The 17,067-nt window shown below is 61.9% G+C and carries 11 protein-coding genes and 2 pseudogenes; 4 read left to right on the top strand and 9 right to left on the bottom strand.

What is annotated here, in order from left to right:
* From GA0061105_RS31465 to GA0061105_RS31415, 9 genes and pseudogenes are all read right to left on the bottom strand, one after another.
* Positions 1 to 649 (bottom strand): leucine zipper domain-containing protein (locus GA0061105_RS31465; protein WP_092755269.1); only part of this gene is annotated, 649 nt, incomplete at its 3' end.
* 120 nt (positions 650 to 769) lie between these two features.
* Positions 770 to 1,885, bottom strand: coding sequence for a type 2 isopentenyl-diphosphate Delta-isomerase (gene fni / locus GA0061105_RS31460; RefSeq protein ID WP_245304463.1), 1,116 nt, complete (start codon positions 1,883 to 1,885; stop codon positions 770 to 772).
* Positions 1,886 to 1,904: 19 nt separating this feature from the next.
* Positions 1,905 to 2,807: a terpene synthase family protein gene (locus tag GA0061105_RS31455; protein ID WP_040111855.1), complete on the bottom strand. Its 903-nt coding sequence runs from the start codon at positions 2,805 to 2,807 to the stop codon at positions 1,905 to 1,907.
* On the bottom strand, positions 2,804 to 4,357 hold the full coding sequence (locus GA0061105_RS31450; protein WP_040111856.1) for a hypothetical protein: 1,554 nt from the start codon (positions 4,355 to 4,357) through the stop codon (positions 2,804 to 2,806). Before GA0061105_RS31450 ends, GA0061105_RS31455 begins: the two co-directional genes overlap by 4 nt.
* Before the next feature lie 768 nt (positions 4,358 to 5,125).
* A pseudogene (locus GA0061105_RS31435) lies at positions 5,126 to 6,467 on the bottom strand (cytochrome P450).
* Positions 6,467 to 7,309 carry an SDR family oxidoreductase gene (locus GA0061105_RS31430; protein WP_040111858.1) on the bottom strand — a complete coding sequence of 281 codons (843 nt, stop codon included), beginning with the start codon at positions 7,307 to 7,309 and terminating at the stop codon, positions 6,467 to 6,469. Before GA0061105_RS31430 ends, GA0061105_RS31435 begins: the two are co-directional and overlap by 1 nt.
* A gap of 108 nt (positions 7,310 to 7,417) precedes the next feature.
* Positions 7,418 to 8,896 (bottom strand): cytochrome P450, encoded by a 1,479-nt coding sequence (locus GA0061105_RS31425; protein ID WP_237350496.1) that lies wholly within the window; start codon positions 8,894 to 8,896, stop codon positions 7,418 to 7,420.
* A gap of 5 nt (positions 8,897 to 8,901) precedes the next feature.
* A complete protein-coding gene (locus GA0061105_RS31420; protein ID WP_040111859.1) occupies positions 8,902 to 10,182 on the bottom strand; it encodes a cytochrome P450 in 1,281 nt (426 codons plus the stop codon).
* 68 nt (positions 10,183 to 10,250) lie between these two features.
* Positions 10,251 to 10,430 (bottom strand): cytochrome P450, encoded by a 180-nt coding sequence (locus GA0061105_RS31415; RefSeq protein WP_008536508.1) that lies wholly within the window; start codon positions 10,428 to 10,430, stop codon positions 10,251 to 10,253.
* Between the two features lie 1,225 nt (positions 10,431 to 11,655).
* Between GA0061105_RS31415 and GA0061105_RS31410 the strand changes: the two are divergent.
* The 4 genes and pseudogenes from GA0061105_RS31410 to GA0061105_RS31385 form a co-directional block, all read left to right on the top strand.
* A pseudogene (locus GA0061105_RS31410) lies at positions 11,656 to 12,843 on the top strand (IS3 family transposase).
* Positions 12,844 to 14,266: 1,423 nt separating this feature from the next.
* Positions 14,267 to 14,704 (top strand): DUF3846 domain-containing protein, encoded by a 438-nt coding sequence (locus GA0061105_RS31400; protein WP_008536498.1) that lies wholly within the window; start codon positions 14,267 to 14,269, stop codon positions 14,702 to 14,704.
* A gap of 517 nt (positions 14,705 to 15,221) precedes the next feature.
* Complete coding sequence (locus GA0061105_RS31390) at positions 15,222 to 15,932, top strand: nitrogen fixation protein NifQ (RefSeq protein WP_009996802.1); 711 nt, start codon at positions 15,222 to 15,224, stop codon at positions 15,930 to 15,932.
* Positions 15,933 to 16,817: 885 nt separating this feature from the next.
* A partial coding sequence (locus GA0061105_RS31385) for an AAA family ATPase (protein ID WP_167358606.1) occupies positions 16,818 to 17,067 on the top strand: 250 nt, incomplete at its 3' end.

Here is a 17,067-nt window from a genome sequence, read left to right as displayed (position 1 = left end):
CGGTAATGCCGAGGGTATTATAGTAGGTCAGTGCCGCCTTGAGAAAGGCGACCGCGCTGTCCTTCTTTTCGTCTGGCAATATCTGCGAGAAGGCAACGCGCGAGGCGTCATCGATGGCGACGTGAACGTACTCCCAGCCAGCGCCCCAGCCTTTGCCCCTGCGCGAACTTTGGCGGGTTCGATCACCCGTGATGCGGTGGCCAACCTGGCTGAAGCGGCCAGGTTTCTTGATGTCGATATGGATCATTTGGCCGGGCCGCTCGCGCTCATAGCGTCGCACCGGTTCGGCCGGCTCGATATCCTTCAGCCTGGAAAGACCGGCGCGCTTGAGCACCCGGCTCACCGTTGCCGCCGACACGCCCGTCTGCTTGGCGATGTGCTTGCCCGTCAGCCGCTGTCGGCGCAACACTGCTATCTCGCCGGCAATGTTGGCCGCGGTTCGTCTCGGGCTTGTCCGCGGCCGCGACGACCGGTCCGCCATGCCGGCGGCGCCATCCGCCAGAAAGCGCGCCGTCCAACGAGCGACCACCTTCGACGTCACCCCATATGTCCGCGCAGCATCGGCTTTGGAACAAGCGCCATCAATACCGGCGCGCGCCATCTCCTCTCGACGCCGCGGTGTCAAACGGGCATTCTTGTGAATGTTCATTCGGTCCTCCGAGAATCACTGAAGCTTTGACAACCTCAGCTTTCTCGACCAGGGCCGAATGGACAACCTCCTGAAAGCTCACAACTAGGCGCCGGCCGACACGAGCGGGCGACGCCGGCATCATCCGGCTGGCAGATGCGCGGAGGGCAACAAGCGCGCCTGGCGCAACGTCGCCAGATCAGGTGAGCCGGTGCAAAAGCAGGCGACGGCCAACTGGCGGATGACGACCTCGAAATGCGCGACGACCGCTTCGGTCGATACCGTAGCCGCTGGCAGCACGCCGGCTGCCTGTCCGGCGATGTCCGCACCCAGGCGAATGGCCTTGGCCACGTCGACGCCGTCGCGGATCCCGCCGGATGCGATAAGCTTCACCGTTGGCAGCGCCCGACGTACCGCCTGCAAGCTGGCGGGTGTCGGGATCCCCCAATCGGCGAACGCCATCGCCACTGCACGGCCGGCGGCATCGCGGGCGCGCTCGCCCTCCACCGCGGCCCAACTGGTGCCGCCAGCTCCGGCGACATCAATCACCGCAACACCCGCCTCGACGAGCGCGCAGGCCACCGAGGCGGACAGGCCCGACCCGACTTCTTTGGCCACGATCGGCACGCCCACGCTACGCGCGGCGCGAGTCACCTGCGCCAGGACGCCGTGCCAGTCGCGGTCGCCATCCGGCTGTAGCGCTTCCTGCAGCGGATTGAGATGGACGATCAGCCCATCAGCCTCCAGCGCATCGATAGCCCGGCGCGCCAGATCAAGGCCGTCGGCCTCGCGCAGTTGCGCAGCGCCGATATTGGCCAGCAAGGGAATGTCAGGCGCCAGGCGGCGTAGGGCGCGCGTCAGCCCCTGGGAATTGCGCGATTGCAGGCTTACGCGCTGCGAACCGACGCACATGGCGATCCCCAAGGCTTGCGCCGCCTCGCTCAGGCGCCGATTGATGGCCTCGGCGCGTGGCATTCCGCCGGTCATGGAACTGATCAGCAGCGGCGCACGCATGGGCTTGCCTAACAGCGAGGTGCGCAGTTCGATCTGCGTCAGGTCCAGCTCGGGTAGTGCGCAGTGTTCGAACCGGATTTGCTCCCAACCGGCGGCGACCGTGGCTGGCGCCGTTCGCCGATCCAGCACGAGGTCCAGATGGTCGTCCTTGCGCCGGGTCAGGGCGTCGTCGCACCCGCTCGCTCGATCCGCCGTATTGGGCGTTGGCGTTGCGTCGGATCGGACCGAAGGCGCCGCGCGCACGCCGCCGCCTCCCGCGCGTTCACGCCGGCGCACGTTGGCCTCCCCCCGCGGCATCGTTGCCGTAGCGGCTGGTCGAGGTCTGGTAGTACTTCGCGCGAATGACCGCCATGGCCTCGATTAACGGTCCCCATGGTGCAGGAAAGCGTTCTTCCACCATCACTCGGTGCAGCATGCGCGCATGGCCGGCCAGCTCGTCGTTGAGGAAATCCTCCACAGGCATAGCCGGATAACGCTGCAGGAGCAGGATGGCAGCGTTGTCGGCCTCTCCCGCCGACCTATCCTTGGCGCATCCATGCAGATCGTTCTGCAGGCGCCCTATCGTGGAGATGAGCCGCAGCACCTGGCGAAACGCCGGACGCGCGCGCAGGGTCGCCATGTCCAGCCCCCATAGCAACGACAGGCAACAGAACACGTTCGAGTAGGCGATCGAATCGATGGAATTGTGCAAGTATTCGGCGTACGACCAGCGTTGCGCCCCCGCCGCCTGCGCGTGTCCGGCGCGCAGCGCCGCGCAGTAGCACCGGGTATCGTTAAGAAGCTCAGTATAGTCGCGCCTATCGTAGGCGAGCGCGGCCAGGGAAGCGCGCAGCACAGCGCAGCCCTCGAAACCGGGGAGCGCGCATGGCACGCCCTGCCCCAGCGCCTGCTCCACCGCGGCCAGCTGCTCCGGCGCGATCAGGCCAAGGTCGTTGCAATCGTCGAGCCAAAACAGTAGCGCCAACTCGCGATAAAACGTCACGATCAGCTTTTCGTCCTGCGGATCGCGGCCGGTGCGGGCGCTGATATCGTGCAAGCTCGGTTGGATACGCTGCAGGATGTACTGTCCGCCCCTAACTGCTTCTACGGCATGTTCGTTGGCGAATCCGGTCAGGGAACGCCCCCACTCCAGTACTTGCTGCAGCGCGCTTTCGGTCGGGATCATTGCGCTATTCCTCCTGCTCCCTCGGCCGGGGTGCACCGCCCCCAACGAAGAGCCAGCCACAAGCCGGCGAGTTCGATCACGCGCACGACCCGGGTCGGGCAATACAATTCCTTGCCGATCCACAGCGGCGTTTGCGGCAATTCATGCGCCCCATGGCGAGCGAGCATCCACTCCAGCGCGTGCGCGACCGCCAGCGCGATGCGGGCGCGCCCTGTCGGCTCTTCGCGCCCATCCATCACGTGCAACGCGAACAGCGCATAGGCGGTTTCCTCAAATGTAGACGCGCGACCCGCGCCCCAGCCGCCGTCGTCGCGCTGCGCCTGCAACAGCGCCGCCAGCGCGCGCTCGTCGCGCCACTCGGGCGCGCCTTGCGCGAGCGCAGCGATTGCATGCGCGGTGGGATACAGCCACGAAACGTGCCATTTTTCATTGTCCCATAGACCGTCCGCGTTGCGATTGGCCTCAAGGTAAGCGCTGGTGCCGGCGGTGGGCTTTCCCAACAGTCTGAACGCATGCAGGGCGTGGATGTTGGTCGACACCGAGGCATTGCGCTCGCCGGGGAAGGTAACGAACAGCCCGCCGATTTCGAAGTGGCGCAACGCGTCGGCAGCCGGGTTGCGTCCTGCTAGGCGCAGGATGCACAACACAACAGCGGTGTCGTCCGCATCGGCCGCGAAGTGCAAGGCCGGACCCAGACCGCGCACGCCCAGACAGGCATCGAGCTGCGCGACGATCACGCGTACCGCCTCGGCGAGCGCGGGATGCGAAAACAACCCGGCCAGATGCAGAGTGTACAGCGACCAGCATGGCTCGAACACGTTGATCGGCCAGACGCTGGGAACGACACCTTCGATGCCGCTGCGCGCCGCGCGCGATGCGGCCTGAAGATACCTGTCGGCACGCTCGACCTGTGGCGCGCTCGCCTTTGTGAGGGCGTGCGCACGCCACGCGGCGGTTGCCGCCGGGCTGATGCCGATGCTGCCGTCGTCGTCCAGGCATGCTGTGGTCGGCGACGTCCCCCAGGCTTCCCAGGAGTGCAACAACGGATGGCCGCTCGGCAGCGGTCCCACCGTCCCCAACTTAGCCAGGCACGCTTGCCGCAACGGCAACAGCGCCGAGTAGCGCGGAAACACCACGTCGCCCACCAAGGATGTGGCCTCGCCGGAGATCTGCGGCAGGATCAGCTCCGCGCCTACCGGCGCGTCTTCCGGCACCGCATCTGCGTAGGGATCCGGCTGGCGCTCGAGGAACCGCGTTGCAGCCTGAACTGCGTCCGCAGCGCCGGGAAGAGGATCGGCACGCTGCAATGCAAGCAACGCCGCCCACGTGGGTACATGGCGGAACAGTGGGAAGTCAGCACTTCCCCACCCGCCATCGGCCTGTTGCTGCGCCATGAGCCACGCGTATGCGTTCTGCCGACCGGTGACGTTGCTGCTGAACTGCAAAACGCGCGCCGTGTCGTAAACGGACGGACTCACGCTGCCGCCATCGCGCGTCTCGTTCAGCAGGTGGCGCAATTCAGAAAGGATCTGTTCGGACAGCGCATTCATGCGGGATGTTCCTTCTGCAGGCAGTTGACGAGAAGCAGAATCGGGCGGACGCCGGGCACCGCGGCGGGCCGCGGTGGGCAACCGCTCCGATCTGCGCCGTGGAATCGGACACAATGTAGCATCTAGCGCTGCCGCCGGCCGATCGCAGCGGTACGGCGGCGCCTCCGTGCGGACCGGCGCCAATGCGCACGGCGCGTGCTTAAACAGATACCCCCCCGCTGCACGGCCTGCGCCAACCGCTCCGCACGCGGCCGCAGCGAGGTGATGGCTTCTCCGGCCCCTTGCCATAGGCCCGGCACTGACTGGGGCGCTGCATGCAGCTCCGTGATCGGCACGCCGGTTGCTTTTTTCTCCGCCGCATGCTTGCCGGGGGCTTCCCCAGCGTCGCGTCATCCGCTGGCGTGTCATCCTCGACCACCTACAATACAAGGCCGAAACAGGCGCGATAGCGATCCAGCGCGCGGTACAGCGTAACGCGCGGCATCCTCCGCGACGGCGCATAGCGCGCCCATGCCTATGGACGCGCGCACCGGCAATCCGCCGCACGCCAGCGCGCCCGATCCGCCGAACAGGGAAACGCCAGTTCGGTCGTCGTTTAGCGTGGAATCCTTCTGCATGTTGTTCATCTCCTTGTACCTGACAGAGAATGCCGCGGCGAGCGGCGAGCCGCCGCGGTGCTGCCGGCGTCGCACTGCGCGCGCGCCGAGTGCAGCAATGCCGCTCATCGCCGTCGCCGCTGCCTCTTGACACGGGGCAGAGGATCCCAGCTCATGAGAATCCGATGCGGATTGTCATGGACGGATGCGGTCGGGTAATAACGCCGGCCTTTTTCGACGCCGCTCATCAACCGCGGCCGCACCCCGGCCTCCTGCATGGTCAATGCCAAGGCGATGCTGAACTGCACCAGCTCCAGCCATACAAGGTGATAGCCCATGCAGACGTGTGGGCCGGCACCGAACTGCAGCATGTCCACCGGCCGGATCGGCTCCGTGCGTTGCAGCCACCGCCCCAGACGAAACGGATCGGGCGCTTCGTGCAGCAGCGGCGAGGTCGAGAAATGCAGCAGTGGGATGCACAAATGAGTGCCCGCAGGAATGCGCCGCGGGCCGAGTTGTAATTCCTGCATCGCGCGACGCGGTACGAGCGAGGAAGCCGGATGCATTCGTAGCGTCTCCCGAAACAGCGCCTCTGCGACCGGACATTGCGCCAGGTCCTCGTGCCCGGTCGGCACCGCGCCCACGCGTTGCGCCTCTTCGACCAGGGCGTCCCACAGCTCTGGATGCTGCGCCAGCTCGATCACCATCCAGGCCATCGTCGAGGCGGAGGTCTCGTGGCCGGCAAGCAGCAGCAAACGGATATTGGCGACCAGGACGTCATCGGAGAGCGCGCCATCGCTGCAATCGAAGGCGCTCACCATGTCGTTGATCAACCCGGTGCGCGCGGCGGGCGCGCGCGCGTCCCGGATGAACTGGCGCGACTGCGCGTCGATCCAATCGCGGGCGGCGCGGCCGCGCCGCAGTGGCATCCCCGGCAGGTCGATCGGGGTCGCGACCATCAATTGTAGCAGTTGCCGGTACTTGCGATGCCACTCCGACAGGTCTTGGGCGGGGATGCCCATGAGACTGAAGGTGAGTTTGAGCATCAGGTTGCGAGTGTCTGGCAGGATAGCGACTTCACCGCGGTCGCGCCACGCCTTGACCTGAGCCCTAATAATTGGTTCGAACAGCTCGCCAATGCCGGCCTCGGACAGACCCCTGGGCAGAAACGCCGCCTTTATCCCATCGCGCGCCTGCCGGTGCGCGCTACCGTCCAAAGTGACCAACGTTCCGCCAAGGATGTCGGGCGCCATCTCTTCGATCAGTGCCGAGGACACTTCCTTGTGCCGGAGCAATGCGAGCGCATCCGGATCCAGGCATGTGATCAGGTGTCCGGCCGGGCCGAAGTCCAGCCAGAAGTGGCTGCCTAGCGTCCGTTCCGCGCGCCGCAGCAGGCGCGGCAGATCGCAGACGATGGCGGGAAGATGCCCGACCAGGGGGAAAGCGCCAGGCATGACCGGGATGTCGTCCCGTAGCCGGCGCCAGCGGTTCAGCGGGTTGAGCAGCATGTCCATCACCAATGCGACGCTGCGGCTGCTTCGGCGGCGTCACCGGCCGGCCGAGCCGCGCTGTTGCCACCGTCGGCGTAGGTTGGAACATGCGCCAACATGCCGCCGTCGATGCACACCACTTGGCCGGTGATGAACGCAGCCTCCTCCGAGAGCAGGAACGCGACCAGCGCGGCTACGTCCTCGGGGCGGCCGACGTGCGGCAGGAGCTGGTGCCGGTGTAGATGCCGTTGCATGCACTCGTCCAGCTTGGCGAAGAGACGTTCGGTCATGACAAGACCTGGCGCAACCGCGTTGCAGCGGATCTTCGCGTGTCCGTACTGGGTGGCAAGCGAGGCCGACAGCATGTTCATTGCGGCCTTCGACGCGGCGTATGACGTCAGTGCGGTGTCGCCGCTGAGCCCTTGGCACGATGACATGTTCACGATCGCGCCACCACCACGGCCGATCATTTGTGGGATGGCCTGCCGGCAGCAGAGGAGCGTGCCGCGCAAATTGGTCGCCATGGTCTGGTCCCAGACCGCCACGTCCAGGTCGAGGATCGCGCTGTCGAGCGGGGTCAAATGCATGGCGCTCGCATTGTTCACAAGCACGTCGACCCCACCGAAGCGCCGCTTCGCCGTTTCGAACAGCTCTGCCACCGCCTGCGCATCTGCGATGTCCATGGCCACGGCCAGCGCTTGGCCCGCTTCGGCTGCGATCTGTGCGGTGCAGGCGATGGCAGCGGGGCCATCAATGTCGGCAACCACCACTCTGCCGCCCTCGCGCGCGATGGCGAGGGCGCATGCCTTGCCGATCCCGGCGCCGGCGCCGGTCACCACGGCCACCTTGCCTTTAAATCGTTCCATCATGTTCTCCTGGATTGCGTAGGTCTTTCGCTGCATGTCGCTCAGCGTCTGCCGGAGAGGGCGTAGGGCCGGGGTTGGTGCAATGGTCATCGCCGGCTTCGCTTTCGATCACCCGATGGCCGCGACGGGGCACTGGCTGGCTGCGAGCCGCACAGCGGCATGCAGCGCCTGCGGGACCGTCGCCATGCACACTTCGGCCACGCCGTCCGGTTCGCGCTGACGAAAGGCGCCCTGCAGCGTCAACACGCACTGACCAGTGGTTCCGCACAGATCCTGGTCGACCACGACGCGAACCTCAGCCGCCGCCTGCGCGCGCAGCCGCACCGGCAGCGCGCGGAACGTCCTAAGGAACGCTGAGCGCTCCCGGGTCGGCTGCTCGGCCAAGGCCAACGTGGGGAAGCGAGCCTGGATCTGCGGCAGGCTCTCGGTCAGCTGCACCCTGGCGAGTTGCGCACCTAGGCAGAAGTGGATGCCGTGGCCGAAGCTCAGCATAATCTTTCCGTCGCTCGACATGCCAGGCCTGGTGCCGTAGAACCGCACCGGATCGAATCGGTCGGGATCAGCGAAAGCGTCCGGGTCGCGATTGCCGGCCGCGATCAGCACGCGCACGTCCGCGTCCTTCGGGATCACCACGCCATGCAATTCGATGTCGCGCTGGGCGATACGCGGAATGGAGCTGAACATGGCGGGCGCCTCGCAGCGCAGTACTTCTTCTACAAATGCCTCCACCCCTGCGGCGTCTCCCTGCAGCCAGTGCCGCTCCTCGGGGTAGGCCAGCATCGCCAGCACCGCATGGTCGATAGTCGCAGCAGTGGTGGCGAAGCCGCCCAGCAACATGCCCCACAGCATGCTGATCAACTCCGCGTCCGAAAGCGTATCGGCGTCGTCGCTGTGTGCGCCGACCAGTGTCGACACGATGTCGCGGCGGGGATCGGCGCGCTTGCGCAGTATGAGGTCGCCGAAATAGGCCTTCACCCTGGCGCTGGCCACGTCCGCCGCGGCGAGCTGTGGATCGCTGGCGTGCGGGCTCAGGCCTTCTAGAATGGCGCTGACGATCGCTGAGAGCTCGAACATGTCGTCTTGGGGCATGCCGAACAATTCAGCGAAGACAAGCATGGGCAAGGCCAGTGCGAATTCCCGATGCAGGTCCACCGCCTCTCCTCGCTCCAGTGCGGGCGCCATGCCATCCAGGCGGGCTGCGACGATGCGCGCGATGCTCGGCCGCAGGTTGTCGATCTGGCCCACGGTGAAATCGCGCGAAATCAGCCGGCGCAGACGCGTATGCGTCGGTGGTTCCTTCATGGCTAGCGTGGACGCCAGCAGATTGAGCGACAGGCTGGACGCCGCACGCGGGAAATAGCGCGCCAGTTCGGATGGCGCCGGCCCCCGAAACGCATCGCCCGTGGCCTTGAACGCCCAGTAGATGTCGGCGTGGCGGCTCAACAGAAAGAGGCCCGACGCCGCGCGGTGCACCGGATCGTGCTCTTGCAACCACCGCATGAACGGGTACGGGTCTTGGATGCATGCTGGCGACGCTAGCTCGGCGAAGGCGTCGTGGCATGCTGCCTTGGTTTCTTGCACGTCCATCTTGGTTACCTGTCGGGTGGCTGATCTGACCGGCCCGCGCCAGGCGCCGTCAAATGAGAAGATTGCGATGCCGGGGGGCGTCCGCACCAGAGCACCGGCATTTCCTCGAACCCGCCGGTGATGATCTCCTTGCGCAACTTCAGTTCTTCGGGCGCCACGGCCAGGCGCAACGCGGGAAAGCGCTGGAAGATCGAACCGAATACGGCCTTCAGTTCCAGCCTCGCCAGCGCCGCCCCGATGCAATTGTGCTGCCCGTAGGAGAACGCCAGGTGGGGATTTGCGTCGCGTCCGATGTCGAAGACTTCCGGGTCTTTGAGATGGCGCGGATCAAACGAGGTCGCCGGCAGGCCGACCAGTACTTTGCTCTCCGCGGGTATATGCACGCCCGCGATGGTCACGTCGGTCCGGGGGTAGCGCATGATGCCGTCCCAGCCCGCGCCAGGCGAATACATTCGCAGTATTTCCTCCACCGCCTTGTCCACCAGGGACGGATCGCGGACCAGGCGTTCGCGCTGTTGCGGATGGCGAAACATGGCCAGCAGGCCGAATTCGATCTGCGCGACGGTGCTCTCGTGCCCCGCCACCAGCACGCCCGCCGCGAGGCCGACCGCCTCTTCCTCGGTCGCTTCACCCTGGTCAACCGCGGCTAGCAGATCCGTCAGCAGGTTATCGCCCGGATCCTGTCGCTTGCCCCGTATTTTGCCGTGAATGTAGGCGCGGAGCTCTTCCCAGGCCAAGCCCGACGCGCTGCGCGGGCCGCTTTCATGCTGGTGCGTCATCACCTCGTCGGAGAGCTCTGCGAAAAAGGCGTGTTCCTCGAAGGGCACGCCCATCAGCGCGCTGATTACCTTGGCCGGAAGCGGAAAGGAGAGATGGCGTCGCAAGTCTGCGGGCTGGGGCTGAACCGCCAGCGTATCGAACAACTGCACGGTGATCGCCTCGACCTGCTGCGTAAGCAGCTTCACCCTGCTGTTGCTGAAGGCCGGCGCCACGATCGTGCGTAACCGAGCATGCTCGTCCCCTTCGTGCGAGACCAGCCATCCCGGCGAACCGAGAATGACCGAATCGGGGGTGAAATCCGCCGGAGGCATTCCCGCGGGCAGGAATGCCGCGTCAGACAGCACCGCCTTGGCCTCGTCATAGCCTGTCACCCACCAGCATTCGTGCCCGGACGGAAGGCGCACGCGGTGGATCGGACCTTTGGCGCGTAGCGCTAACATCTCGGGCGAGGGCTCGATGTGATCGACCCGCCACATCGGCAGCGTCGGCAAGGATTGTTCGGACATGGTGACGCTTCACTCTTTAAGCCCGGAAGGGGCGGAAGATGATGGGCAGACTGCGGGCAGCAAATGAGTTAAGGCAACGTGTAGACCACGCCCTCTGCGGCGATTGCCAGCGCCAGATCCTCCGGCCGCACGAACGGCGGGGGGAAGACACTTCCCAATTCCAGGCGCGCCAGCGCAGCGCCCAGGCACAGATGCGGCCCCTGGCCGAGCGGCAGGTGCGGGTTTTGCAGCCGGTTGAAATCGAACATGTCGGTATCGCCATAGGTCGGCCGACCGTAGGAATTGGCGCAGCAGGTTCGACCGCACCCGCCCACCGACCCGTCCGCAAACAGAACTTCCAGTCCAGTCCCACACCCCCGGCTTCCCGCCTGGCTCAAGGTCTGCCGCTTTGGCTGTACCGCTCGCGACGTGGGCGATTGTTGTGGGTCGCAAACGAAGAACTCTAGATCGCATCTAACACTCCTCACATTTTCCCGGCACACACAACCGAGCCACTATCATTGCCCAGCAAACCATCGGAACTCACGAGACGCGAACAGCGATGCGCCGCCCGAAGGCCATCGCGCTGCGATTGGCGACATACCGTGACCAGAGCAAATCGCGTGCCGAAGTGAATTCGTGGGTTCAGCAGGCATTTCGTAGCAGCGCGTAGTGTCAAGCTCCCGCCATTCAGTCTCAATGCCGACAACCGCGGAGTACATGTCTGACAAAAGACTGCTCTAACGCCGGTCTGCGTCCGATAGTCGGCGACCTGCATGGGATGCCCTCGCGGCGGGCTTTCGTGCAACAATCCGCGCCATCTTCGACGTCGAAGTTGCCCCGCGAGTTTTCGTCCGATGGGCGGGAACGTCGTCGACTGCGCCGAGGCCGCCGCGTTAAAAGCGCCGGCTCTGGGCAAATCAGACTGGACCCGCCTCGACCCTCCGGTAGTAAAGTTTGCGGAGCTTATTTCCGCCAAATGCAAGTTCTGAGCTTGTAGTCATCTCGTTGACGTTGTTCTTAATGTTTCCACCCCCGCGCTTACCGAGACGGTCGAGCTTCTCGATCGGCGTAGGTCGAAAAGGCAACGGGAAACGCTCAAATTTCGAAGCATGTTCTCTTCCGGAAACATGTCATCTAATCAGGAGCGGCGGTCGGCAACAGTCGCCTGAGTCGGAGGTGCTTTCTAAACCAGACGATGCCCAATCAAGAAGCCTCCTGCCGAAGATGAAGCAATCGGGAGACCAATGCAGCATCTCATGGACCGCCGCACCGTGGTGAAGAAAGCGGTCCTCGGTTGCTGGAGGTTGTTGAGTAGTTCCATGACATCGAATTGAGCTTTAGCCTGATGAATTGGGTCAATACCTACACCGCTAACTAAGGGGTGCGCCGTTTACGCCTTAGGTCAAGCTGGGGGACGTTGGACTGCTCTGACCTGCCCCTGCGAATTTCCTCCAGAATTGATTAGAGTCCGGCCCATCAAAGGACGGACGCATGAAGAAGCAGAGATTTACGGAAGGCAGATTATTGCGGTGCTGAAGGAGCAGGAGGCGGGCGCAAAGGTGGCCGACCTCTGCCGCAAGCACGGAATTTCAGAAGCAACGTTTTATAATTGGAAAGCCAAATACGGCGGTATGGAAGTCTCCGAGGCGAAACGGCTGAAGGCGCTTGAGGACGAGAACGCGAGACTGAAGAAGCTGCTCGCCGAGCAGATGTTGGACGCAGCAGCACTCCGCGAGCTTCTTTCAAAAAATGGTAGGGCCTGTCGCCAAGCGTGACGCCGTCACGCATCTGAAGACCGTCATGGGTCTTTCGGAACGGCGGGCCTGCCAGATCATATCCGCCGACTGCAAGACGATCCGCTATCAGTCGAACCGACCGCCGGAAACCGAGTTGCGAGCGAAGCTGCGCGACCTCGCCAATGAGCGGCGGCGTTTCGGCTACCGGCGGCTGTTCGTCCTGCTTCGGCGGGAGGGAGAACCGTCCGGGGTCAATCGCATCTATCGCCTTTATCGCGAGGAGGGTCTCTCTGTCCGCAAGCGCAACGCCAGACGCCGTGCTGTCGGCACGCGTGCTCCGATTCCGGTCGAAGCTAAGGCCAATGCCCGATGGTCGCTAGACTTCGTGCACGACCAGTTCGCTTGCGGAAGGAGGTTTCGCGTGCTCAACATCGTCGATGACGTGACGCACGAATGCCTGGCGGCGATCCCGGACACCTCGATCTCCGGTCGTCGTGTCGCTCGCGAACTGACGACCCTGATCGAACGACGCGGCAAGCCGGGGATGATCGTCTCCGACAACGGCACTGAACTCACCTCGAATGCGATCCTCGCGTGGTCGAAGGATCACAAAGTCGACTGGCACTACATCGCGCCGGGAAAGCCGATGCAGAACGGCTATGCCGAGAGCTTCAATGGTCGGATGCGCGACGAACTGCTCAACGAAAGCCTGTTCTTTGGCCTCAATCATGCCCGAAGCGCCATTGCCGAATGGGCGGACGATCACAATAATTTCCGGCCGCACTAATCGCTCGGATATCAGACCCCGGAAGATTATGCCGGGACCATCGCCGCAACCGGCTCCAACGCTGCGCAAGATGAAGGCTTCGCGTTTCCGCCGGTTGCTCACACCGCGCCACTTGACGTATTCAAAACCGCCGAGGCTCTAATCGCCGCCGGATGAAAATTCAGTGGCAAGTCAGCTCAGTTTCATCGCGATCATGTTTTTGTGGCTGGTTTGCCTGCCGAGTTCCTGAATGTATCGACCTGTCGCTCTCGCGCGTGGGCCGGAAGGACATAAATAGCAGGCTCAAGAAATAAACGACCTGAAGGAAAACCGAAGCCGCTAGTGTTACGGCGAACGCTTTGAAGATGGAAAGCGACGCGGCGTAGGCCGAAACAGCGCTGGTGCACGTGACCAGTAGCAGGATGCAAAAAAAAGTTCTAAAGGGCAAGGTCTTGCTCCCGTTCGTTCGTCCAATACTTGAACTGCGTCGACGCTGACGTTTCGCCCGATTCGTCCACGCTATGAACGTGCATGACTTCGCCGTGAGTGCCATAGGTTGCCAAAAGTTGGGTCAGCGCGAATACGCCAAAGTGACGACTTCTTCTTTCGCGGCTTCCGACTCGGCAAATCCTGTTCGCCAGACTCCGAAGGCCGCCGCCATAGCGAGCAACAAGGCGGCGCCAGTATCTCTCCGGGATACGCAATAAAATCTGCCGCTTCCTATCTATTGCATTTTTGTACGTTCTCCGCTGAGGTCGCGATCGGCTTGTTTGGTGAGACACCTTGGTCATGCACCAAGGTCGCTAATCAGGCAAAATAGATTGATTGGATGCCATCATCCGCGTTTTGAATAACGCTAAAAACGCGGCACCGAAAACGCCTGGGGACCGAGCGCGAACTCGCGACCGCGGCACTCAGCACACTTTAAGTCAGCCAACAGTGAGCGCGGCTGTTGCCCCGGTTGCGCTAGCCAAATGTCGTGATGCTCGGATGGAACTCGCCGATTGCAAATTTTCTTTCTGCTTTATACGTCGTAAGGGGTGCCTTTGACCTTGCCCCGTTGAAATAATCCATTTTGAAGTAAGCTCTGGCCCATTGAGAGGACCAGGGAATGAAGCGCAATCGTTTCACAGACGTACAGATCTCGTCAAACTTGGAACACGCACCCGTTTGCATAGTTTGCCCAAGGTCGGGATCCCGTTCCGCAAATTTGGGACAAATTCGAGCCATACGTGCGGCGACGCCGATGGCCGCCGCGTTCGATTGCTGAACCCGCTTAGTCGACTGCGCGGCTGCCGGTATGGTCTAACATCGTCGCGTTCATGTTTGGCCCGGAGTTGGTATGGGGGCTGGCCGGAATAAAAACACGCCCATTAAAATATCTCAATAGAATCAACTGGCTGGGCGACATCGGAGCGACGCGTCCGGAGCCTGGCTTGAATTGAACCGAACCGAATTGGCGCAGGACCATTTACACAGCACGCTGAAATCTGCATATTGCCGCGCGTTGTCGCTATCCCAAGTTGATGCACGAGTCGCTTTCGCTCCCGTCAAAAGCAGCTGGGCACGAGCTCTTTTCAAGAATTTAGAAGGCAAGGATATGGAAAATTTTGTGTATCTGTTGGAGCCGGAAAGTGCGATCTTTCGCGCCGCTGAGCTCCCTGATCGCAACAGCATTGCATCGATCGCCGGTTTAATTGGCAGTGATCTTATTCAGATGATCCGCTTCGACGACATGCACTCGCTATTTGTTGGCGAAGAAGCTTTGCGAGTTGGGTTAACCGCCTTTACGATCTTTGACGGGTACCCGATCCCTCTTGCCGGGCAGATAGCGCTTTTGGGAGGCGATGGTAGTAAACCTTATCGTTCGCCGTCAATAACGATGACGGAAGCCGCGCGACGTTTTGAATGTTGCCGGCCGGTGCTTGATCCTGTGTTTGTTCCGATGGACCGAGTGGCGAACAAGGGCCTCATCGTTGCGGGCGCACTGGAAGGCCTGCAAGTGCGTATTGATCGCCGCTCCCCGGTGCTCCTATGAGCGCAATGACGAATGATAGGATCCAGGAGAATGAACTCTATCGCGCCGATTCGCTGAGAGTCCGCGAGCGTGGCGACATGGGCTCGAGAAACGGAAAGCTGACGCCTCAAAGCGGCGTTTACTACGTTGCCGAAGGCCTCCCGTTCAACTGGACAAAGGTCAACACTGAAGGTCGGAAGACGTTCAGTGCCGGTCTCCAACTACTCTGAGGACTATCGAAGAGACATATGATAACTCTATCGGCGGCTAACACGTCGTTGCGCAGCAATTGATCTTTGATCTTCCCTCAGATTGCTACACTCAGACTGCTCGATCGGCGCCGCAGATTGAAAGCCTGCGTTTGTCCGTTTGGCGATAACTGGGAGGCGGGATCGCCTCCCCGCTGCACGGGCGATCGAGTGATTGAAAAGCCGGCTTCAACTGTCACTTGCTCAAGCTGGCACAACCTTTGAATGCTCGCCTTGCGGGGATCAAAGCAGCCAACTGAATTCGATTATTGGAGAAAGCGACGAAGCGCATGCCAAATGTGCATCACATCGGGGTCTCGACGGTGGCGGTGCCAGCTGCGGACGCCGCACGTCAAACCGGCATAGCCGTCGACCACTGCGACGATTGCCAAACACGCTATTTCAGCCGACCATGCCAGATGGGTCTCAAGTTATATTTTGATGACTATGTGCTCTTCCGCGTTTTTTCGCGCGCACTTGAAGAAATTGAGATGGGGATTGCCACCGCGACCGAGGCAACCGGCCTTTCGCTTAGGGAGCTGCGGGATATACCAGCCCGCAGTTTTCCGGCAAGGCTTATCCGCGCTTTTGCCCTGCAAGAGGCGAGTGATTGCATGCCTGATGCAGAGGAGCAACTGTTGCGCGATATGCTCCTAGGGCATGTGCGGCCAGGCGACCCTGAGGGCGTGCGTTTTGCTAAGATCATTGCGCGACGTTCCATGCGCGAAGACCACCTCTGGCGGGATCTCGGCTTGCTTGACAAAGCCGAACTTAGGAGATTGCTGTTCGCGCATTTTCCGGCGCTGGTGGCAGGCAACACCAACAACATGAGGTGGAAGAAGTATTTTTACCGCAAGATTTGCGAAGCTGAAGGCTTTTCCCTTTGTAGCGCTCCCAGCTGCAAGGAATGCGGCGATTTTAATGAATGCTTTCTCCCTGAGGAAAGCGGAAGTCTTTCTGGAGCGGCAGAGTTCGTCGGGCGCGAGATCTTGAAAACGTGAAGGCCACAGATGCAACCTGGCGGGCTTGTCCGGCGACGTTGAACCGATACGGGGGATTATTGCTCCCGATATTACGACTGTGCGGGCACGCGCAAATGCCACTTTCCTAAAGATGAGCGGTGATGTCGTCGTCGGATAATGATCATCGGTCAATTCTGATAGCACCTACTAAAATTGCCTTAAGCTCTTCGCCGTATTCGACTACGCGATCCACATTTGTCGGAGCTGAGCGTATGGCCGGAAAAAAGCGTCCGCGACTAGCGCTTTAACTTGATAGCTTGCTCACGATCTTTGCTGTAGCCTTCGAGCATTTCCTCAGAATCTGGCCCGCTGACGATCGAAACCGGCTCCGTTGTCAATCTCAGCCAATGGCGAAACAATCCGGGCCTGCAAGACTGCAGCTGCCAAGCTGTCGGCATTCCCCCTATTTGTTCATGGAGACAGCATAACAGCGAGTTTGTTGTAAGCGACAATCTCTACTGTGCCTTCATATGCGTTCTGCTGATCATCCGGCCTTGATTCGGACGCGTGGTGCGAGCCGATCGGCCGTCAAGACGGTACCGATCTGCTTGGCTCTACGACTTGCCACACTACTTCTGTCCCTCGCCTGAGATGTAAGGATACGGACGAGATTTGTTGATCTTTGACGCAAGCGATTTCCAACCGACAAGACCTCGCGGCCGCTTCGTCCAGTTTGGCGGTTTCGAGACAAGAGTTTGTCGATCCCGCCTTCGAAAGTTTGGAACTAAATAGCTGAAGATCAGCAAAACAGCTGTTTTATATGCTGCTGCCCACATGGCACGGGTTTTGAAGATTGCCATGCGAGGCGGCGCGAGCTGCCTGCCTTTTACTCAGCGATGGATGGAACGAAAGAAGGAAGGCGATATGTTAGATTTGCGTCAAATCGCATTTTACGGCAAAGGGGGGATCGGCAAGTCCACCACCTCCCAAAATACGCTCGCAGCGCTTGTCGACCTCGGGCAGAAGATCCTGATCGTCGGATGCGACCCGAAAGCCGACTCCACCCGGCTGATCCTGAACGCCAAAGCACAGGACACGGTTCTTCATCTGGCGGCGCAGGAAGGTTCGGTGGAAGACCTTGAGCTCGAGGACGTGCTCAAGGCCGGCTACAAAG

Source organism: Rhizobium aethiopicum (assembly GCF_900094625.1).
Taxonomy (GTDB): domain Bacteria; phylum Pseudomonadota; class Alphaproteobacteria; order Rhizobiales; family Rhizobiaceae; genus Rhizobium; species Rhizobium aethiopicum.
Note: the sequence above shows the minus strand (reverse complement) of the source record. Positions and strands in the feature narration are given on the sequence as shown.